Source organism: Rhizobium herbae, assembly GCF_019511375.1.
Classification (GTDB): Bacteria; Pseudomonadota; Alphaproteobacteria; order Rhizobiales; family Rhizobiaceae; genus Pararhizobium; species Pararhizobium herbae_A.
The window spans coordinates 215,103-235,784 of sequence record NZ_JAEUAO010000003.1 but is presented as its reverse complement, the minus strand read 5'-3'; the positions used below and the strand labels follow the sequence as shown (position 1 = coordinate 235,784).

Sequence of the window (20,682 nt, the reverse complement as noted above, 5' to 3'; positions counted from 1 at the left end):
GCTGCTCAGATCATGCCGGCTTCCGGTGCGACGGGCTTCTCTTTCGGCTTGTAGCGGAAAGACCGCAGTGCGACGTAGAAGACGGGCGTCAGGAACAGGCCGAGGATGGTGACGCCGAGCATGCCGGAGAACACGGCGGTGCCGAGCGACTGGCGCATTTCCGCACCCGGGCCGGTGGCGATCATCAAAGGCACGACTCCGAGGATGAAGGCGAAGGCCGTCATCAGGATCGGGCGCAGCCTGAGCCGGCTCGCCTCGATCGCGGCGTTGACCGGGTTCATTCCGTCGTCCTGCGCCTGCCGCGCGAACTCGACGATCAGGATGGCGTTCTTCGCCGCAAGGCCGATCAGGACGATCAGCCCGATCTGCGTCAGGATGTTGTTGTCCAGGCCCCTGAGATGCACGCCGACCAGAGCGGCGAGGACCGCCATCGGCACGACGAGGATGATCGCCAGCGGCAGGATCCAGCTTTCATACTGGGCAGACAGCGCCAGGAACACGAAGATGACCGAAAGCGCGAAGATGAAGATCGCCGTATTGCCGGTGTTGCGCTCCTGGAAGGCGAGATCGGTCCATTCGAAGGCGGTGCCCTGCGGCAGGATCTGGGCCGCCAGTGCCTCCATCTTGTCGAGCGCGGTGCCGGTCGAGACGCCGGGCGCAGGATTGCCCTGGAGGGGTACGGACACATACATGTTGTAGCGTTGGACGAGAGCCGGCCCGGTCGTATCCCGGATATCGACCAGCGTTCCAAGTGGCACGAGGGCGCCGGTGGCCGAGCGGACCTTGAGGTCGAGGATGTCCTCGCGCTCCAGCCGGTACTGCTGGTCTGCCTGGGCACGCACCTGGTAGACGCGGCCGAAGGCATTGAAATCGTTGACGTAGGATGTGCCGAGGTTGATCGACAGCGTCTCGAAGATGTTGGGGATCGGTACGTTCAGCGCCCGCGCCTTGTCACGGTCGACCGCCAGGAAATATTGCGGGCTGGAGGCCGAGAAGGTGGTGAAGACGCCCGTCAGCCCTTCCGTCTGGTTGGCGGCGCCCATCATCTGAAAGGCAAGCCCGAGCGCGCGACGCATGTCGGAGCTCTCGCGGTCGACGATCTGCATCTTGAACCCGCCGGAATTGCCGATGCCGCGGATCGACGGGGGCGGCACGGCAATGATGAAGGCCTCCTGGATCGCCTGCATCGTGCCGTAGAGCTGGCCGATGATCTGGTTGGCGCTCTGCCCGTGTTTCAGACGCTCCTCGAAGCTTTCGAAGGGCGTGAAGATAACGCCGGAATTCGAGGCATTGGTGAAGGTCGCGCCGTTGAAACCGGCGAAGGCGACGGCATCCTTGATGCCCGGCACCTCGCGGATCATTTCCGTTGCCCTCTTTACCACCGCATCGGTGCGGGCAAGCGAGGCGCCGTCCGGCAGTTGCACGACGACGATCGCATACCCCTGGTCCATGGTCGGGACGAAGCCGCGCGGCACGATCTGCGCCATGTACCAGGTGCCCGCCAGCAGTGCGAAAAAGACAAGCAGGCTGGCGCCAAGCGCGATCTTCGTCGTAACGAGGTGGCGGACGACCCAGGAGTATCCGTGGGTCATCCGGTCGAAACCATTGTTGAAACCGTTGGCAAGGCCGCGGCCGATCCGCGTGAACGGGTTGCGCGTTTCGTGGTGTTCCCGATGCGGACGCAGGATAAGTGCCGCAAGCGCCGGTGAAAGCGTCAGCGAGTTGAGCGCCGAGATTGCCGTTGCCACCGAGATGGTGACGGCGAACTGCAGGTAGAACTGCCCTGAAATGCCGGGAATGAAGGCCGTCGGAACGAAGACGGCAATCAGCACGATCGAGATGGCGATGACGGCTGTGCCGACCTCGTCCATCGTCACATGCGCGGCAAGTTTCGGCGTCATGCCCTTGGCAAGATTGCGCTCGACATTTTCGACGACGACGATCGCATCGTCGACGACGATGCCGATCGCCAACACCAGGCCGAACAGCGTCAGCATGTTGAGCGAGAAGCCGAAGGCCAAGAGCAGCGCGAAGGTGCCGATCAGCGAGACGGGGATGGCGATGATCGGGATTAGTGCCGTGCGCCAGGACTGTAGAAAGACCAGCACGACGATGGCAACGAGAATGGCGGCCTCGAGGATGGTCTTGTAGACCTCGTTGATCGATTCCGAAATGAACTCGGTGGGATTGTAGACGATGGTATATTCGAGGCCCGGCGGGAAATCCCTGGACAGTTTTTCCATCGTCGCCTTGATCTGATCGGCCGCTTCGAGCGCATTTGTGCCGGGGCGCGAGAAGATGCCCATGGCGACGGCGGCCTTGCCGTTCAGATAGCTGTTGGTGACGTAATCCTTGGCGCCGAGCTCGATGCGGGCAACATCCTGCAATTGCACGAGGCGGCCGCTTTCAGTTGCCTTGACGATGACGTAGCGGAACTGGCGGGCATCGCTGAAGCGACCTTCGGTCGTCACCGTATATTGGAAAGCATTGGTGCCGGCAGTCGGCGGTCCGCCGATGGACCCGCCGGAGACCTGGACGTTCTGGTCGCGGAGCGCCTGCACGACGTCGCCGGAGGTCATGCCGTAGGAGGCGAGCTTTTCCGGATCGAGCCAGATGCGCAGGGCAAATTCGCGCTCGCCGAACAGGATGACGTCGCCGACACCATCGAGGCGCACCAGAAGGTCGCGGGCGCGGGTACGGGCATAGTTGGAGACATAGAGCTGGTCATAGCGATCGTTCGGCGACAGGAGATGCACGACCATCATCAGATCGGGCGAGCTTTTTGCAGTGGTGACGCCGATGCGGCGGACCTCTTCCGGCAGCCGGGGCTCAGCGATCGAGACGCGGTTCTGGACCAGCACCTGCGCCTTGTCGAGGTCGGTGCCGAGCTTGAACGTCACCGTCAGCGCCATCGAGCCATCGGCGGTCGAATAGGAGGACATGTAAAGCATGTCCTCGACACCATTGATTTCCTGCTCGAGCGGGGTCGAGACGGTGTTGGCAATCGTCTCGGCGTCCGCACCCGGATAGGCCGTGCGGATGACGATGGTCGGTGGTGCGATTTCCGGATATTGGGCGACCGGCAACTGGAAATAGGCGATGCCGCCGACGATCAAGAGGACGATCGACAGGACCGACGCGAAAATCGGCCGGTCAACGAAAAAATGGGCAAATTTCATTGGCCATTCTCCGTCGATGCGGCTTCCGGCGGCAGCGTGATCATCTTCGCGTCGACGACGACGCCGGGCCTCAGCCGCGTCAGGCCGTTGACGACGATGGTCTCGTCACCGGTCATGCCCTCGCGAATAACGCGGTAGCCGTAGAGCCTGGGCCCAAGCCGCACCGGTTTCGTGGTAAAGCTGCCGTCCTCGGCAACGACATAGACGACGCGCTGGTCCTGGTCGGAGCCGATCGCATCGTCCGGGACGAGGATGCCTGTGTAGGTGTTGGACGCGCTGACCTCGACGCGCCCGAAAAGGCCCGGCTGCAGCACGAAATCCGGGTTGTCGAAACGCGCCCGCACCCGCATCGTGCCGGTTTCCTGGTCGACGCGGTTTTCGGCGAAGTCCAGCTTGCCCTTGAATGGTTTTTCGCTGGAATCAGCGATGGTCACATAGACGTCGAGCGACCCGCCTCCCTCCTGCAGGTTGCTGCCCTGCTCGCGGGCCTGGCGGGCATAGCTGAGCAAGCGGCGTTCGTCGACGTCGAAATAGAAATCGATCGGATCAAGCGAGACGATCGTCGTCAGCGCGGTCTGGTCGGCCTGCACGAGATTGCCGACCGAAACCAGCCGGCGGTCGATACGGCCGGCCAGCGGAGCAATGATCTTGGTATATTCGAGGTCGAGCTCGGCCCTGGCGAGGCTTGCCTCCGCGCCGCGCAGGTTTGCCTGTGCCGACCGCAGCTCGCGGCGGCGGTCGTCGAGCGTCGAGATCGGGAGCGTGCCCTTCTGCACCAGCGATTCAGTGCGCGTGAATTCCGCTTCGGCAAAGACCAGCGTGGATTTCGCAACCTCAAGCGATGACGTGGCGACGTCGAGCGCGGTCTTGAAGGGACGCTGGTCAATGACGAAGAGCTGGTCGCCCTTCTTCACCATGGCACCGTCGGTGAAATGCACCTGGTCGAGATAACCGCCGATCCGCGAGCGGACGGTCACCTCGTCGACGGCCTCGAAGCGGCCGATGAATTCATCGACATCGACCACGTCGCGGACAACCGGCTTGGCGACCGTGACAACCGGCTTCTGTTGTTGTTGCGCTAACGGAGAGGTTGCGGGCAGAGCCGTCGAAAAAAGCAGTATCGCCGGAATGAGCCAGTGTCGTGCCATCTGTAAGTTCCCTTGGAGCGGATCAATCCCGTGGGGCGCACGGGGCGGTTCCTGAGAGCGCAGGTGGCCAAGCCTTGCCGGACGTCAAACTACTACAGGCAGTCGGGCACGGGTTTGGCCAAGCCGCGGTGGTCTGAAGATGCAATTGTTTCAAATCATTAGGCGCGTCGCCCGTGGAATTGGGACGACTTCGTTGCAGGGGCAGATTACAGCATTCGGTTATCGTGTCACCCCGAAAAAAACAGGCCAGGTGGCAGTCGAGCGCAAGCGCACGATAGCCCACGCACTTGCGCCGTTGATCGGACGCGCGCGTGGCAGTTTCGCAACGGTCGGCAGGAGGAGAGGCCTGATATAACGTCACCGCATTGACCGGCGGGATGCGGCCTGCCCAAGGGCGTGCTTCCGCCGGCTGGCCTGTCGGGGCAGCGAACTCTCCAGGGGGTGACGGGGAGGCGGCGCCTCAGCGCATCAATCGTCGATCCGAAATCCAACCTTGACGACCACCTGGTAGTGCGCAACCGCTCCATCCTTTATGTGGCCCCGAATCTGGTCGACTTCGAACCACTCGAGGTTTCTCATGGTTTTGGAGGCTCGCGAAATCGCCGTCTCGATCGCCTCGGTCAGCGAGACCTTCGAGCTGCCGATAAGTTCCACCTTCTTGTAGACATGGTCGCTCACGTTACCCTCCCGGTTTGCTCAATTGTGCATGGCTTCTGGGGCACTCTACGAGACTGCCGATGGACGTCATCGCGGGGACAATGCCGCAACCAAGGCGCTACCGGCATGAGCCTTCACAGCTCACTCCCACGATCCGGCAAGTGTTTGCCGTTGTCAAACGATCTGAGACGGGCGGGCCTTGGCCGGACGCAGTCCGAGCGCTTTCACGCTACGGACCGCGGCCGAATTTTATACTCATAGCGGCCTTCCGCCCTTCCGAAGAAGGGACCTCCACGGACGCCTCGATCCATGACCCTCCGGTTCTAAAAGCGGATATCCCATATCGAAAATCTGGCATCCAGCGACAGATCCTCCGGAAGGCCGATGTCGCGGCGCATCCGATTCGATAGGTTGGAGGTCTGGTTTATCGTTTGACGATGCCTCCAGACGGCCCGCAGCACGGCGCGCGCGGTCTTCCAGGCGCCGAAAGTCTGGCATAGTTCATCAACCGTTGCCGCAAGTGTATCTACAGCTAAAGCTTGCGATTTGCGCATGTCTTCTATCCCGGCGCATACCGCGGCCGGGTCCTCTTTTGAAGGTTCGGAAACGTCCGGTGCGGAGATGCGAACAGTCGCTCCGCTACCCGGTCACGTCAGGTCAAATGGGAAAGTGCCAATCGGCAGATCCGGGGCTTAAGCGCCCAGGGAGCAATATCGGCTTGGGCGAGATGCGCGATGCATCGATGCCGCCACAGCCGCTCCGCCAGAGAGGCGCATAATCACGAGAATGGATTTCATTGACGCCTCCTCTGATTTGAATTGCGAATGACGTGACGTTACACGAGACGCCGCAATCATCAAGTGCACAATTGCGAATTGCAGAAGGTCATGTGGAATTTGTTGCAGGCGGGCAACACAACAAGCGACGCTCTCTGTTTCACGGCGGGCCGGTCAAGTGACGGATTGTCCCTGCCGAGGGAGCGCGGCTGCGAAGCACGGTGCGCAAAACGCTCGACAATTGCAAGGTTAGTCCGGCCGGAACGTTTCCGCGCGCCCCAGCCGGTTAGGGTTGCGACGGTTCTTCCGACAGGTAGCGTCGTCCCTGAAAAGGTTGTGCCCCATAATCGCGATTGCGTCTATTAGTAGAATTACTGATCGCGGGGCACAACTGTGCGCATGATGCGGGGCAGCCGTCGTCGCACCACGAGGTGCGATGCACAGCGCCCAACGGCTACTACCCAAGGAAAATTTTATTAAACGCTAATGCAACCTCTCTGATTGGGGCTCCGGATGTGATACAATCGGGCCCAAGCACGGCGCCGGCGTGATGATGACAGGCCGGCCGATGTTTCGCCTTGGCGCAGAGTGGTTCTGCATGGGTGTTGAGAGAGCGTTTCCGCCATGCCGGAAGGAGTGAGCCCCTACGAGAAGGTGTTTGGATAACAGCTCGGATTGGGAGTCAAAAATGCTTCGCAAACTGTTTTTCACCTTGGCTGTCGCGACGTCGGTGCTCGCGCTCAACGGAACCGCATGGGCCGACATCACCATCCTCGTGCCGTCCGGCAGCGAGGGCGACGGGCTGAGGGCCGCGGCCGCCGATTACGCAAAGCTGAAGGGAACGAAGGTTGAGGCCGTTCAGGCGCCTTATGCCAATGTTTTCGAACAAGGCGCCAATGCGGGGTCCACCAAATCCGGTGTCTTCGATATCATACTGATGGACGACCCATGGATTCCATTCTTCGCCGAGAACGGCCACCTGGAGGACCTGACGTCCTTCTTCAAGAATGCCGGAATGGAGGGGCCAGACAGCGATTTCCTCTCGAAATCGTTGGCAATCTGCCGCAACCCCTATAATGCGGGCCCCTATGTGTGCCTGCCCTATGTGGGAAACGCACAGATGTTCTTCTATGACGCCGCCAAGTTCAAGGAAGCTGGCGTTGACGTGCCGAAGACCTGGGATGACGTGCTGAAGGCCGGCAAGGCGTTGACCGACGCTGGCGGCGGCCGCTATTTCGGCTACGTCTTCCGCGGCGGCCAGGGAAACCCTGTGGTTGCCGACTTCATGCCGATCTTCTGGTCCTATGGCGCGGATATGTTCAATGCCGACCGCACCAAGGTGACGATAGACACACCTGAAGGCGCCGCCGCCATGAAGACGTTCATGGCGCTGCGCGACATCTCTCCGAAGGGCGTGGAGAGCTACAACGCCAATGAGGTTGGCACCGCGCTCGCTGCCGGTACCGCAGCCTCGTCAATCAACTGGCCAAATTGGGTTGCGACCTTCGAGGATCCAAGCCAGTCGAAGATGGTCGGCAAGATCTCCTACAGCCCCATCCCCGCTGGAACGAAGCCGGGCAGCTCGGAAATCGGCCACTGGACAATGGGCATCATGTCGGCGTCGAAGAACAAGCAGGAAGCCTTTGATTTCATGGTCTGGGCAACCTCGCCCGAGCAGATCAAGATTTCCGCCGAGCGCGGCAATCCACCGGTCCGAGCCTCGGTCTTCACCGATCCGGAACTGACAAGCCAAGAGAAGTTCCGGCATTATCCGGTGCTGATGCAGGCGATCCAGGCCTCTACACCGCGTCCACGTCACCCGAAATGGCCGGAGATCGAGAATGCGTTCGGCATCGAACTTTCCAAGGCCGTTGCCGGCACGATCACGCCGGAAGAGGCCCTGAAAAACGCTCAGGACGCGGTCTCGCGCATTACGAATATTTACTAGGCGTTACGTTTCTAACCGGGTTTGAAACGGACGCGCCTGGCATCAAAGAGAGCGGCCTTTGCGTCCACCAGACGCGCGGTGCTCCAATAACCAACTGAAGCGGGATATCGCCCGAAGCCGCGCACGGTTCTCGCCATCCCGCTTCAGACAATGGCCACGCGAAGCGATTTTCAGGCGCATCGGAAGGGGCTTGGGGAGAGACGAATGGTGGGGTCCGCAAGCGGCATGTCGACCGCGCAGCTTCGACCGGGCGGCGCTGTGGAGCTGTGGGCGGAGCGGCATTTGCGTGTGCTCATGCTGGCACCAACGGTCCTCATCCTGCTGGGGCTGACGATTTTCCCCAGCATCTACATGTTCTACGCGGCGGTTCACAAAATCAGCCCCAATCCCAATGTGCCATGGGACTTCGTCGGTCCAGGCAACTTCGTGCGGCTGCTCTCCGACCAGCAATTCCATGTCGCGTTGCTGAACACCACGCTGTTTACCGTCGTCGCGGTGACGGTCGAGTTCCTTCTCGGCCTCGGCCTGGCCCTGTTGCTCGACAAATATCTCCGCCGGCTGACCTTTCTCAAGACGATGCTGATGATCCCGATGATGCTGCCGCCGATTGCGGTGGCGATCACCTGGAAGCTCATCTACGAGCCGCAATTCGGCGTTCTCAACGAGATCATGTACCGTCTCGGCCTTCCGCTGCAGGCCTGGGCGGGAGACGTGGATCTGGCGATGGTCTCGATCATCGTTGCCGACGTCTGGCAATGGACGCCGTTCATCTTCCTGCTGATGCTGGCGGGACTGGCCAGTCTTCCGGTCGAACCATACGAGGCCGCCGCACTCGACGGCGCCTCGTCCTGGCGGCAGTTCTGGGATCTGACGCTGCCCTTCCTCAAGCCGGTCATCGCCATTGCCTTGCTGCTGCGGGTCATGGATGCACTTCGCCTCTTCGATCTGGTCTTTATCCTGACGGGCGGAGGTCCGGCTGACCGGACGAAGGTCCTCAGCCTCTACATCTATCAGGTCGCCTACCGCTTCGCCGATCCCGGCTACGCGGCAGCGATATCGCTGTTCGTTCTGTTCGCAACGATCATCCTGAGCACCTGGTTCATGAAGCGCATGCGGCTGGCGGATTGATCATGGGGATTGTCTCTAAAATCCATGTCCGCAGCCGCTTCAGAGAGATGCTGGTTCGTCTGTCGGCCTATGTGACAATCGTCGTCGCGCTGGTCGCCACGCTTTTCCCGATCTATTGGATCGCGGCGAATTCGTTCAAGTTCGATATCGATATTTTCGCCGTACCGCCGGAATGGGTGCCCAGGAACCCGACGCTGAAGCACTATGACGAAGCCTTCATCCAGCGTCCTTTCCTGCGCTATGCGCTGAACAGCTTTCTCGTCGCCGTCGGAACGACCATCGTTTCCGTCTGCTTCGGCACGATGGCCGGCTATGCGCTGGCGCGGTTCAGCTATCCCTGGCAATGGCGCAGGCAGATTTCCTTCTGGATCCTGTCGACGCGCATGATGCCGCCGATCGTCAGCATCATTCCGCTCTACCTGTTCTTCAACTACTTCGACATGCTCAACACGAAATCGGCGCTGATCATCGCCTACACCGCCTTCAACCTGCCGTTTGCGACCTGGATGATGAAGAGCTATTTCCAGGACCTTCCGGTCGAACTGGAGGAGGCGGCGATGGTCGATGGCGACACGCGCTGGGGCGCGTTCCTGCACGTGGCTCTGCCGCTTGCCAGGCCCGGTCTTGCCGCTACCGCCATCTTCTGCCTGATCATCTCGTGGAACGAGTTCCTGCTGTCCCTCATCATCACGCTGACGGAGCAATCGCAGACTCTGCCGATCGGCATTGCCGGGCGGGTGACGCAGTACAACACCTATTGGGGCGAAATCAGCGCGGCCGGTTTCATGGCCTGCGTGCCGATCGTCGTCTTCGCCTTCATCGTGCAGAAGCATCTCGTCCGGGGATTGTCCCTGGGCGCAGTCAAGGGATGAGGCCTATGGCGTCCGTCACCTTCAAGAACGTCTGTAAGAAGTTCGGTGAATTCGTCGCGGTGAATAATTTCAACCTCGAAATCAGAGATAGGGAGTTCCTCGTCCTGCTCGGCCCTTCAGGCTGCGGCAAGACGACGACCATGCGCATGGTCGCGGGCCTGGAGGAGGCCACCTCGGGCGATATCTTCATCGACGCGGATCGGATCAACGGCGTCCTGCCCAAGTATCGCGACGTCGCGATGGTTTTCCAGTCTTACGCGCTTTATCCACACCTCACCGTCGAGGACAATATCGGCTATCCGCTGAAGATCCGCAAAGTGGAGCCTGCCGAACGCAAGCGGCGAATAGCCGAGGTGGCGCGGCGGGTCGAACTCGACACGATGTTGTCGCGCCTGCCGAGAGAACTCTCTGGCGGCCAGCGCCAGCGGGTCGCGCTCGCGCGCGCGATCGTTCGCACGCCGCGGGTCTTCCTGATGGACGAGCCGCTATCCAACCTCGACGCCAAGCTTCGCACCCAGATGCGGGCGGAACTGAAGCACCTTCAGCACGAACTGCAGGTCACGACGATCTATGTCACCCACGATCAGATAGAGGCGATGACGCTCGCCCACCGCGTGGCCGTGATGAACAAGGGTGTGATCGAGCAGCTCGGAACGCCGCGCGAAATCTACAACGATCCGCGCACGCTGTTCGTGGCCGGTTTCATCGGTTCGCCGCCGATGAACCTCATTCCCGGCGAGGTCAAGGAGGGCATCTTCAACAGCGCCGGTTTTCGGGTCGGCGGCTTCGCCCGGGCCAACATTTCCCGCGCCGTGCTCGGTGTGCGTCCGGAAGACGTCCATGCGGCGCTGGCCGAGGATGACGATGTCAATCTGGTTGCGCCGATCTACTCGGTTGAACTCACCGGCGAGAATACGCTCGTCAGTCTGCGGCTGGCCGGCCAACTGGTCACCCTTCGTGCCGACAAGAATTTTTCCGGTCAGATCGACCAGGAGATCGGCATAAAGGTCGCGAGGGATCGGGTGTTCCTGTTCAACGGAGAGACGCAAGCTCGTGTCGACATCTGACATCTGCGCCACGGCAATGCTGATGATGGTGGCATTCGACGCCGCCGCCGGCGATATCGGCCCCATTGCCGGAAATCCACTGATCGAAATTCCTGCCGGGCGGTTCGTCTTCGGCCGCGACGACGGTCCAACAAACGAACGGCCGCGCCGCGTGCTGGAGGGGCGGCCGTTCGCCATCAACCGCACCGAGATCACCAACCGGCAATATGGCCGCTTCGTCCAGGCGACCGGTCACCGCCCTTCCTTTTACGCCAATCACCCGCTGCTCGGATTGGACGACCGGCCGGTGGTCGGCGTGAGTTGGCGAGACGCCGATGCTTTTTGCCGTCACTACGGACTGGTCCTGCCGTCGGAGCAGCAGTACGAGCGGGCGGCGCGCGGAACAAGGGGTGCCGCGTTTCCATGGGGCGAGGCTGCGCCGGACGAGACCCGCGCAAATTCCGGCAGCGATGCCTGCTGTTCCGGCGACGCGCACGACGGCTATCCGATGACGGCGCCGGCGCAGTCCTTCCTCGGTGGCGCAAGCAGCGAGGGCATCCTCAATCTGATCGGCAATGTCTGGGAGTGGACCCGCGATCGCTACGCGCCTTATGACAGCGAGGCGGCGGCGGAGAGCGCCGTAGCGTTCCGCGTGCTTCGCGGCGGTTCATGGAACAGCGATCCGAGCCATCTGACAACGACCTATCGGCTCGCCTATGATCCGGAATTCCGCTTTTCAGCCAATGGAGGCTTCCGATGCGTGCGCCCCGTGCCTTGATGGCCGCCATCGGCATTCTATTGTTCGTGGCTGACGCCAGTGCCGATCCGACGGCTGCTGCAGGCTACAGGCTTGAGACGATCAGCAAGCCGGGCGCTGCTTTTTCAGGTCTGTCGCGGGACGGCGAGGATCTGCTCGTCACCGATCTCTCAAGTGGCCGGCTTTACCGGCGCGGCCCCGACGGCCGGTTTGTCGCATTCGGTCCGGTCTTTCCCCGTGGTGTCGACGTGATCGGCGATCCGACCGGGCCCTACCGCGTCGTCCGCGCCGGCGATGTGCTTGTCGTCGCCCAGGGCTGGACGCCGGTGAATGCCGACGAAGACCCGTTCGATCATGCGCTCGTGGCGCTTGGCCCGGCCGGCAAGGTTCGTGTCATCCGCAGCGATTTCTGGAACCCGTTCGACTTCGCCGTGGAGGGCGGCATCTACTATGTGGTGGATTCCGCGCGAAACAGTATCGAACGCGTGCTGGCGGACGGCCGGAAAGAGACCATCATGACATTCCGCCGGATGGAGGAGGCAACCGCGGCACTGCGAAACCTCTCGCCGACTGAATTTGCCGAAGGGGCGACCCTTGAAGTCGACGCCGTGCCGACCGGCATCGCGCTGCGCGGCGAGCGCCTTTACATAGCGTTGTTCGGCGGTTTTCCGTTTCTTGCAGGTGCCGGAAAAATCGTTTCGATCCCGAAAGGCGGCACAACGACAATGCCGACGCTCGAGGTCGAAGGACTGAACGCACCGGTAAGCCTTGCTGTCGGCGATCACGGGACCATGCTGGTCCTCGAACACGGTACCTACGATCAGAAGGAAGGATTCCGCAAAGGGAGCGGGCGGTTGCTTCGGCTGGACGAAACGAGCGGCAGTCGAACAGTCATTCTCGACGGCCTGACGCGACCGGTGTCCGTGCTTGTCCTGGACAAACGGCGTCTGGTCGTTTCCGAACTGGGCGGAAATCTGCATTTTCTAACACGGTAGGCGCACGCAACCGCTGTCGCTTCGCTGTTCACCGCCGCGCGTTTGACGACCAGTGGCTCGGCCGGCGATCGCGCTCTGCGCTGGACTCGAAATGCCTATATCAAACGATAGACGCGCCAATTGTCCCGCTTCGCTAAGCAGCATGCGTATCTCCGGCACAAGACCAACATGCCCGTTTAAGAGAGGATACACATGAAACGCTTCCCAGCCATTCTTGCTTTTTGCGGCGTAGCCGCCCTGCCACCATCCGTACTTGCCGCTACGAGCAGTGCTTCCTTCAATGTGCAGATCACCATCACCAGCGCCTGCTCGCTTTCGGCCAGCGATCTCGTATTTCCGACCACCGGTTTGCTTGCCTCGGATGTCGCGGGCTCCACGTCACTGGGCGTGACGTGTACGAATACCACTCCCTACAGCATCGGAATCGATAAGGGCGTGAACGGCGCAAGCGTCACCTCCCGCGAAATGATTGGCGGCCCTTCGAGCGAACTTGTCAGCTATCAGCTCTGCCAGGATTCGGCATGTGCTACGAATTGGGGCAACACGATCGGCTCCGACACAGTCAGCGGCACCGGCACAGGGGCGGCGCAGAGCGTCACTGTCTATGGTCTCGTGCCGGCGCAGACGACTCCGGCGCCCGGTGTTTATACCGACACCGTACAGGTGCAGCTTACCTACTGACGCCGATTCAGGATGCGAGCGATGAAGGGGTTTTTCGGTGGCCTTGCGGCTGCCATGGTTTGCTATTGCGCCACGACCGCCATGGCCGCGGCTGCTTCCTTGCAGGTCGCACCTGTACTTCTCGATGTCGCCGCCCCGGGTGCGGCGACATCGGCGACTGTGCGCAACCTGGGCAATAAGCCGATCAATGTTCAGGTCCGCGTCTTTCGTTGGGTCCAAAGGGACGGGGCGGAACGCCTGGAGCCGACCGATGCGGTCGTGGCTAGCCCGCCGTCCCTGCAGTTGCCGGCCGCCCAGGATTATCTCGTCCGAATTGTTCGCACTGCCAAGAGCCCCGTCCAAGGCGAAGAGGATTATCGCCTCGTCATCGATGAATTGCCGTCGGCGCCGCGCCGCGCCGGGACGGTTGCGGTCGTCGTGCGCCACGTCATACCGATGTTCTTTCATCAATCCGATCTTGGCCCCGCCGATGTCGAATGGAACCTGTTGCGCGGCCGTCGAGGCTATGTCCTGCAGGGCAAAAACCGCGGTGCATCCTATCTTCGGGTTGCGACGGTCAGTGTTGCGGACGGGGCAGGAACATCGATCTCCTTTGGCAAAGGGCTCTTGGGCTACATATTGCCGGGTTCGACAATGCAGTGGCCGGCTGCGGCTTCGACGCGGAATTTTGCTCCCGGCAAGACTGTAACCGTCCGAGGACAGTCACAGATCGGCGCCCTGGACGCTTCCGCATCTGTCAAAGTGCAACGTTGAGTGGCGGCGATCTCAGCCGGATCCTTCGCATGGCGCGCGGGCTGCTCCTGCTCCGCTTTGCATTCGCCTTGCTTGCGCCGGTCGGAGCACATGCCGCAGGCCGCGAGTTGCAGCTCGAGGTGTTTATCACAGGTCAGCCCACCAACCTCATTGGAGCCTTCCGCGAGGATGACCGCAGGCGGCTTAGTGCCACACGCCGGGAGTTGGAAGAGCTTGGTGTCAAAGTGCCGTCGGGCTATAAAGCCGAGGATCCGGTTTTCCTTTCGGATCTTGCTGGCGTGAGCTACCGTTTCGATGAACCGGCGCAGACGATAGACATCGATTTGCCGGAAAGCATGCGTTTGGCGAAAACCTATCCTGCCCGGCCCGTTCGTGACCGGATCGAGGTCAGCCAACCCGGCGTCGGAGCGTTGATAAACTACGACCTCTACGGATCGAGCGGCGGCGAATCCGTATCCGATTGGAACTTCCAGGGGCTGTCTGCAACTCTTGACGCGCGGATTTTCAGCCCGCTCGGCATCGCTTCGCAGACAGCTGTGATCACCTCGGACACATTCACGACGTCAGGGGACAAGGTTCTGCGGCTCGACACAATGTGGAGCTATTCGGATCCCGACCGTCAGCTCACCTATAATGCCGGCGATATGATTTCCAGCAGCTTGGCGTGGACGCGTCCCGTGCGCCTCGGCGGCTTTCAAGTGCAGCGCAATTTTGGCTTACGGCCGGATCTTATCGTCTTGCCATTGGCAAGCGTCAGCGGCAGCGCGGCGGTTCCTTCAACCGTCGATGTCTATGTCAACGGTGTGAAGAGCGTCTCTCAGGACGTGACCGGCGGCCCCTTCAGCATCACTGATCTTCCAGTCGCCAGCGGCCAGGGCGACGCCAGGGTCGTGGTTCGCGATGCCACCGGGCGGGAAACCGAGACGACGCAGCCCTTCTTTGTCTCCAGCAATCTGCTGCGGGAGGGGGTGCTCGATTTCTCTGTCGAAGCGGGCTTTCCGAGACTTTATTACGCAGCGCTGTCCAACACGTATTCCGGGGAACTTGCCGGCTCGGCCAGCCTTTCCTTCGGCGTGACTGACCGGTTCACCTTGCAAGCTCATGCCGAGGGGACGCCCAAGCTTGCCAATGGCGGACTTGGCGCCGTATTCAACCTCGCCGACAGGGTGCTCGTCAGTGGCGCCGGTGCAGTCAGCTATTATGCTGACGGATACGGCGGGCTTGCCTATGGCTCGATCGAGACCAAGATCGGCGATGTCTCCCTATCCGCCTCTACGATGCGGACGTTCGGAGAATACGAGGACATAGCGTCGGTCACGGCGCCGTCTGCCCGCCTGAGCTTGTCCGCTGATGATATTGAATACCTCAGCGCGAATACACGACCGGCGCGCGCTGTTGATCGCGTCTCGGTCGGGATGCCGCTGTCATTCGCGGAAGGCTCGCTGAATTTCAGCTACATCAGGAATTTGTCGGCAGATGGAGATTCAGACCATATCCTGACCGCCGGATATTCACGCCCGATACTTGGCAGCGCCGCCCTTTTCGTAAACGGCTGGGCGGACATGCGCGACAGCGAGAATTCGGGAATCCTGGTCGGCTTGAGCGTTCCTTTGGGTGGCGGCGTGTCGTCTTCATTTGACGGTGGCCGTGATGAAAGCGGCGCATACATGACCGCGGCGGTCGTCAAGCCTGTCGGCCAGGAACCCGGGAGCCTCGGGTGGCGATTGAGCGACACGGAAGGGGCAGAAAGGCACCGCTCCGCAAGCGTCGGTTATCGGGCCAATCACGGCGAGGTGGACGTTACGGCGGAGGAATATGGCGGCGATTATTACGCCCGTGGCGAGGTTCGAGGATCGCTCGTGGCGGCAGGAGGCGACGTATTCCTGACAAACCGGATTGACGATGCCTTTGCGGTGGTTGATGCAGGCGCCGCCGATGTGCCGGTGCTCTACGAAAACAAGCCGGTGGCGACCACGGGCTCCTCCGGCAAGGCTCTGGTCACACGGTTGCGCTCCTACGAGCACAACAAGATTGCAATCGATCCCGCCAGGCTGCCGATCAACACCACTGTTGGGAAGACCGAGGAGACAGTCGTTCCCGCCGATCGCAGCGGCGTCGTCGTCGATTTCGGCGTGGATACCAAGCCGCAGTCGGCGATCGTCCTTCTCGTCGCACCGACGGGCGAACCGTTGAGAGCGGGACTCACCGGGCAGACCGCCGCCGGCCAGACATTCGTGGTCGGCTATGATGGGCGCGCCTTCATGACGAAGCTGCAGGCAAACAACGAGGTGACGGTGGACCTGGCAGAAGGTGCCTGCCATGCGGCCTTCTCCTATGCGCCGAAAGGCGATCAGCAAGTATCGATCGGACCGGTGATATGCAAATGACGACAGTGACGCGAATCTCGCTTCTCCTCGCCGCGCTGTTCATTCTGAAACCCGGCGCAGCACGCGCAGCCTTAAGTTGCGCGACGAGCGCTGGAACGCTGGCGTTCGGCAGTGTGACCGTGACCACCGGCAGCTCAGCGACGGCAACCAATACGGTAACCCTCAGCTGCAGCGGGGTGACGTCAGCTACTACAGCTTATGTTTGTGTCGGCATTGCCGCAGACCCGAACGGCTTGGCGACAAGTGCCACAAACCGCTATCTCACCAGCGGTTCCAACAGGTTACAATACGGGACGTACACGGATGCGACCTACACGATGGGCTGGGGGTCCTGGAGTTGGGCCTCCGGTGGGACCGCCGGTAAAGTGTTCACCGTCGCAGTCCCCGCAAATGGAACGGGGACCGCAAGCGTCGCGATCTACGCCCGCTTGAGTAGCACTCAGACTTTCGCGGCGGGGTCCTACAGCGGCTTCATGCGGATCCAGACGTCGGTGCCCAGTACCACCGCGATCACGAACTGCGCCGGAAGCACGAGCGCGGGTACCGCCAATGCTCTTGCCTCTGCGACCGTGGCCGCGAGCTGCATGATCAGCGCAAGCGACCTGAATTTCGGTACCGTCGGTCTCCTGGCAAGCGAAGTCACCGGATCGACGAGCTTAGCGGTGACGTGCACGAACGGTACGGCTTACACGATTGGGCTCAATAACGGCCTGACCGGAACCGGACCCACGCAACGAAAGATGACCAACGGCACGGCATCCGTCACGTACGGTCTCTACCGAGACGCCTCCGAGACGCTTCCATTCGGCAACACGAGCGGCACCAACACCTATTCGGGCAGTGGATCGGGCGTTTCTCAAGCGGTAACGGTCTACGGTCGCGTTCCTGCACAAACCTCGCCGATACCGGGCACCTATTCCGACACGATCGTTGCAACCGTGACCTACTGATGCAAAAGTGCGGTAGACGACCAGATGGCGAGCCTCGCTGCGCGTTACGCCGTCAACGCCACCGAACTTCAGGTGAGCGCGTGGCTCACTTCGCGGTGGCGCGAACGTCGCGGCGGAAATCCGAGGGCGGCATGCCGGCGATCTGGCGGAACGCCTTGTTGAAGGCGCTCAACGAACCGAAACCGCTATCCAGCGCCACCTGCAGAATGCTGTCGTCACCATTCATCAGCATGGCTTGCGCCCGGGAAAGACGCAGCAGGGTCACGTATTTGATCAGCGTCATGCCCGTCGACCTGCGAAACAGGTTCATGGCGTATTTGGGATGCAGTCCCGCCGATGCGGCGATATCGATCGTATCGATCTCCTCGAGATAATTGCCGGCGATGAACTCGCACATGCGCTCGACGCCGAGCGATGGCGAAGCCGAGGCGTTCTCGGCCTTGCACTCCTTGCCCGACGAAACGATCGTGTAAGGCTCCATGAACATTCGCTCGACGCGCAGCAGCAGTTCTTCCACGGCATGCCTGGCCTTTGCCTCGTCTCCGGAACTGGCCCAATTGCGCCAGCGCGGGAAGTTCCGGTCGTCGGCGGAATCCGTCTCGGATGTCAGCATCGACGCACCGCCCATGAGCCTTGCCGAGACGGCCGGCGGCAGCCGCATGCGGAAGAAATGCACCAGCGGCAGATGGGCGCCGGCGTAGAGGGAATCGTCGGAGGATTCGACCATCCTGTGCGGCTGCCCGCCCCAGAACAGGCATATCTGCCCGGCGTGGAGCCTGAGATCATGGCCGGCCATGCGGTAAAGCACCGTGCCGCGCATCATGTAGTTGACTTCGACCTGCGCATGCCAATGCGCTCGCAGCATGATCGCGGGATGGGCGTGGAAGAAGTGCAGCCGGGTCGGCATGCCCTCGATGCTGGTGGCCCCCGGTTGGCAGATCGCTCCTTCGACCATCTTACTTTCCGCCAAATCGACATTCCCTTTGTACGAGACAGATTTTCGCCCGGTGATAACGTGCCCCTGTTCACCGAAGGACTACAATTGGAAATGGGAGGTTTTCAATGCGCTTCAACTATTTTATGGCCGGCCCGATCTCCAGGGCGGCCGCGCCAGCCAGTTCGTCGCGTCGCCGCCAACCTTCCGGCAGGCAGTGCGCAGTGAAGCCGACCGCTGCGTGTGGTTCCCCCGAAGCGTCCCTGCCTCTGCCACCGTTACGGTAAACTGCTGACCAACCGAGGTGGTGTTGCGCCCGTAATCCTGCGCGGCCGCCGCTGCTTTCCATCCTGTGCCGCAGGCAAGCGGCTGCGCTCCACTCAATTTCCGGATGAATCAATAAGGATATTCCATGAGCTTAGAACAACCGATCCGATGGGGCATCATCGGCCCCGGCACCATTGCCCGGACATTCGCAGAAGGCGTTGCCCACTCCGCGACGGGCCGGCTGGTGGCCATCGCCACCCGCAATCCGGACAGGCCCGGCCTCCGTGAGGGTTTCCCGGGAGCGCGCATCGTGAAGGGCTACGATACGCTTCTCGCAGATCCGGAGATCGAAGCGGTTTACATCGCCACGCCGCACACCAGCCATGCCGAGTGGGCGATCAAGGCGGTCCGGGCCGGCAAGCATGTGCTGGTCGAAAAGCCGATGGCGCTTTCCGCGTTTGATGCCCAATCGATCTTCCACGAGGCGACAAAGGCCCGCGTCTTCGCCGGCGAAGCCTATATGTACAGGTTTCATCCGCAAACGGCCCGCCTGGTCGAACTGGTGCGGGAGGGGACGATCGGCGACGTGCGGATTATCCGCTCGAGTTTCGGCTTCGACATGGGCGGCTATCGCCCCGAGCACCGTCTCTTTGCCAATGATCTTGCCGGCGGCGGCATTCTCGATGTCGGCGGCTACCCGGTGTCGATGGTGTGCATGCTCGCCGGTGCTGCCGAGAACAGGCCTTTCCTCGAACCGCTGACCGTATCCGGCGCTGCCCGTCTGGGGCCGTCCGGCGTCGACGAGTGGGCATCGGCCGTCCTCAAGTTCCCCAACGACATCATCGCGGAGGTGTCCTGCTCGATCATGGCACAGCAGGACAACGTGCTGCGCATCATCGGCTCGCAAGGCCGAATCGAGGTGAAGGACTTCTGGTTCGCCTCCGGCAAGCAAGGCGGGGTTGGGCGCATCGAAATCATCAGGGGCGATGAACAGCAATCAATCAAGGTCGAGGAGAAGCGCTACCTCTACTCGTTCGAGGTCGACGCGGCGGGCTATGCGATCCGTGCTGGCCGCACCGAGTTCACCTTCCCCGGCATGGGCGCCGAAGAGACGCAGGCCAATCTGCGCGTGCTCGATCGGTGGCGCGCGTCCGTTGGTCTCGAGTACGAGATCGAGACGGCCGCCAGGCGGACCCTCAACGTGGCGGGCGCCGCAGTTGTCGCCGGCGCAAGCGTGCCCAGACGGCACATCCCCGGCCTGACAAAGACGGCCTCCACGGTCGCGTTGGGCTTCGAGTTCTTCCCGAGCTTCGCCTCCGCCTCGCTGACGCTCGATGCCTTCTACGAGGCGGGTGGAAACCTGTTCGACACCGCATTCGTCTACGGCGCCGGCAAGACCGAAAGCATTTTCGGCGACTGGTCTACGAGCCGCGGTGTCAAGCGCGAGGACATCGTCCTGATCGGCAAGGGCGCCCACTCGCCACTCTGCTATCCGGACGTGATTGCCAGAGAGCTGGACCAGTCGCTGGAGCGGCTGAAAACGGATTATGTTGATGTCTACTTCATGCATCGCGACAATCCTGACATCCCGGTCGGCGAATTCGTCGATGCCATGGACGCCGAGGTCCGGCGCGGGCGCATCCGCGGTATCTTCGGGGGATCCAACTGGACGCGCGAACGCTTGGACGAGGCCACCGTCTATGCTCAGAAAAACGGCAAGACGGCCCCGGCGGCCCTGTCCAACAACTTCTCGTTGGCGCAGATGCTCGATCCCATCTGGCCCGGCTGTGTCGCAGCGTCAGACGACGGCTGGAAGGTCTGGCTGAAGGAGCGGCAAATCCCAAACTTCGCCTGGTCGAGCCAAGGGAGAGGCTTTTTCACCGACAAGGCAGGGCGAAACAAGCATGCCGACGCGGAAATCGTGCGGGTCTGGTATTCCGAACGCAATTTCGAACGCCGCGACCGCGCTATCGAACTCGCCAAGAGGCACGGCTGCAGCCCGATCCACATTGCCCTTGCCTACGTCATCGCGCAACCGTTTCCGATCATCCCGCTCATCGGCCCGCGAACCGTGGCGGAACTCGAAGACAGCCTCAAAGCGCTCGAGATCACGCTTACTCCGGAAGAGGTGCGCTGGCTGGAAGGCTGATCGACCGGGCTGAGTTCTTCCCGCGCAGTTGAGATTGCTGGTCGGCTGCGCCTCG

At 61.5% G+C, this 20,682-nt stretch carries 16 protein-coding genes; 11 read left to right on the top strand and 5 right to left on the bottom strand.

Annotated elements, in window-relative coordinates; genetic code table 11:
• Positions 1 to 5 precede the first annotated feature (5 nt).
• The 4 genes from JNB71_RS14175 to JNB71_RS14160 form a co-directional block, all read right to left on the bottom strand.
• Positions 6 to 3,179, bottom strand: a complete 3,174-nt coding sequence (locus JNB71_RS14175) for an efflux RND transporter permease subunit (RefSeq protein WP_220372454.1) — start codon at positions 3,177 to 3,179, stop codon at positions 6 to 8.
• Entirely contained in the window at positions 3,176 to 4,327 is a 1,152-nt protein-coding gene (locus tag JNB71_RS14170) for an efflux RND transporter periplasmic adaptor subunit (RefSeq protein ID WP_220372453.1), read from the bottom strand. The genes JNB71_RS14175 and JNB71_RS14170 overlap by 4 nt, the downstream gene beginning before the upstream one ends.
• Before the next feature lie 468 nt (positions 4,328 to 4,795).
• A complete protein-coding gene (locus tag JNB71_RS14165; RefSeq protein ID WP_018329745.1) occupies positions 4,796 to 5,005 on the bottom strand; it encodes a dodecin in 210 nt (69 codons plus the stop codon).
• Between the two features lie 302 nt (positions 5,006 to 5,307).
• Positions 5,308 to 5,538, bottom strand: coding sequence for a DUF1127 domain-containing protein (locus JNB71_RS14160; protein ID WP_220372452.1), 231 nt, complete (start codon positions 5,536 to 5,538; stop codon positions 5,308 to 5,310).
• 910 nt (positions 5,539 to 6,448) lie between these two features.
• On the opposite strand from JNB71_RS14160, the gene JNB71_RS14155 reads away from it, so the two are divergent.
• The 10 genes from JNB71_RS14155 to JNB71_RS14110 all read left to right on the top strand — a co-directional run bounded on the left by JNB71_RS14155 (position 6,449) and on the right by JNB71_RS14110 (position 17,277).
• Positions 6,449 to 7,708, top strand: a complete 1,260-nt coding sequence (locus JNB71_RS14155) for an ABC transporter substrate-binding protein (protein WP_220372451.1) — start codon at positions 6,449 to 6,451, stop codon at positions 7,706 to 7,708.
• Positions 7,709 to 7,912: 204 nt separating this feature from the next.
• A complete protein-coding gene (locus JNB71_RS14150; RefSeq protein ID WP_220372450.1) occupies positions 7,913 to 8,836 on the top strand; it encodes a carbohydrate ABC transporter permease in 924 nt (307 codons plus the stop codon).
• Positions 8,837 to 8,838: 2 nt separating this feature from the next.
• Positions 8,839 to 9,708, top strand: coding sequence for a carbohydrate ABC transporter permease (locus JNB71_RS14145; protein ID WP_220372449.1), 870 nt, complete (start codon positions 8,839 to 8,841; stop codon positions 9,706 to 9,708).
• Positions 9,709 to 9,713: 5 nt separating this feature from the next.
• Positions 9,714 to 10,775: an ABC transporter ATP-binding protein gene (locus tag JNB71_RS14140; RefSeq protein ID WP_220372448.1), complete on the top strand. Its 1,062-nt coding sequence runs from the start codon at positions 9,714 to 9,716 to the stop codon at positions 10,773 to 10,775.
• Complete coding sequence (locus tag JNB71_RS14135) at positions 10,762 to 11,532, top strand: formylglycine-generating enzyme family protein (protein WP_431028902.1); 771 nt, start codon at positions 10,762 to 10,764, stop codon at positions 11,530 to 11,532. Before JNB71_RS14140 ends, JNB71_RS14135 begins: the two co-directional genes overlap by 14 nt.
• Positions 11,511 to 12,506: a ScyD/ScyE family protein gene (locus tag JNB71_RS14130; RefSeq protein ID WP_220372447.1), complete on the top strand. Its 996-nt coding sequence runs from the start codon at positions 11,511 to 11,513 to the stop codon at positions 12,504 to 12,506. The genes JNB71_RS14135 and JNB71_RS14130 overlap by 22 nt, the downstream gene beginning before the upstream one ends.
• Before the next feature lie 192 nt (positions 12,507 to 12,698).
• Positions 12,699 to 13,187 carry a Csu type fimbrial protein gene (locus JNB71_RS14125; RefSeq protein WP_220372446.1) on the top strand — a complete coding sequence of 163 codons (489 nt, stop codon included), beginning with the start codon at positions 12,699 to 12,701 and terminating at the stop codon, positions 13,185 to 13,187.
• Between the two features lie 21 nt (positions 13,188 to 13,208).
• Entirely contained in the window at positions 13,209 to 13,940 is a 732-nt protein-coding gene (locus JNB71_RS14120) for a fimbrial biogenesis chaperone (RefSeq protein ID WP_220372445.1), read from the top strand.
• Positions 13,941 to 13,969: 29 nt separating this feature from the next.
• Entirely contained in the window at positions 13,970 to 16,327 is a 2,358-nt protein-coding gene (locus tag JNB71_RS14115) for a fimbria/pilus outer membrane usher protein (RefSeq protein WP_220372444.1), read from the top strand.
• Entirely contained in the window at positions 16,324 to 17,277 is a 954-nt protein-coding gene (locus JNB71_RS14110) for a Csu type fimbrial protein (protein ID WP_220372443.1), read from the top strand. Before JNB71_RS14115 ends, JNB71_RS14110 begins: the two co-directional genes overlap by 4 nt.
• Before the next feature lie 85 nt (positions 17,278 to 17,362).
• On the opposite strand, the gene JNB71_RS14105 is transcribed toward JNB71_RS14110, so the two are convergent.
• On the bottom strand, positions 17,363 to 18,232 hold the full coding sequence (locus tag JNB71_RS14105; RefSeq protein WP_223215853.1) for a helix-turn-helix domain-containing protein: 870 nt from the start codon (positions 18,230 to 18,232) through the stop codon (positions 17,363 to 17,365).
• Between the two features lie 391 nt (positions 18,233 to 18,623).
• Here JNB71_RS14105 and JNB71_RS14100 point away from each other — a divergent pair, with 391 nt between their 5' ends.
• A complete protein-coding gene (locus JNB71_RS14100; RefSeq protein WP_220372441.1) occupies positions 18,624 to 20,627 on the top strand; it encodes an aldo/keto reductase in 2,004 nt (667 codons plus the stop codon).
• Positions 20,628 to 20,682: the final 55 nt, after the last annotated feature.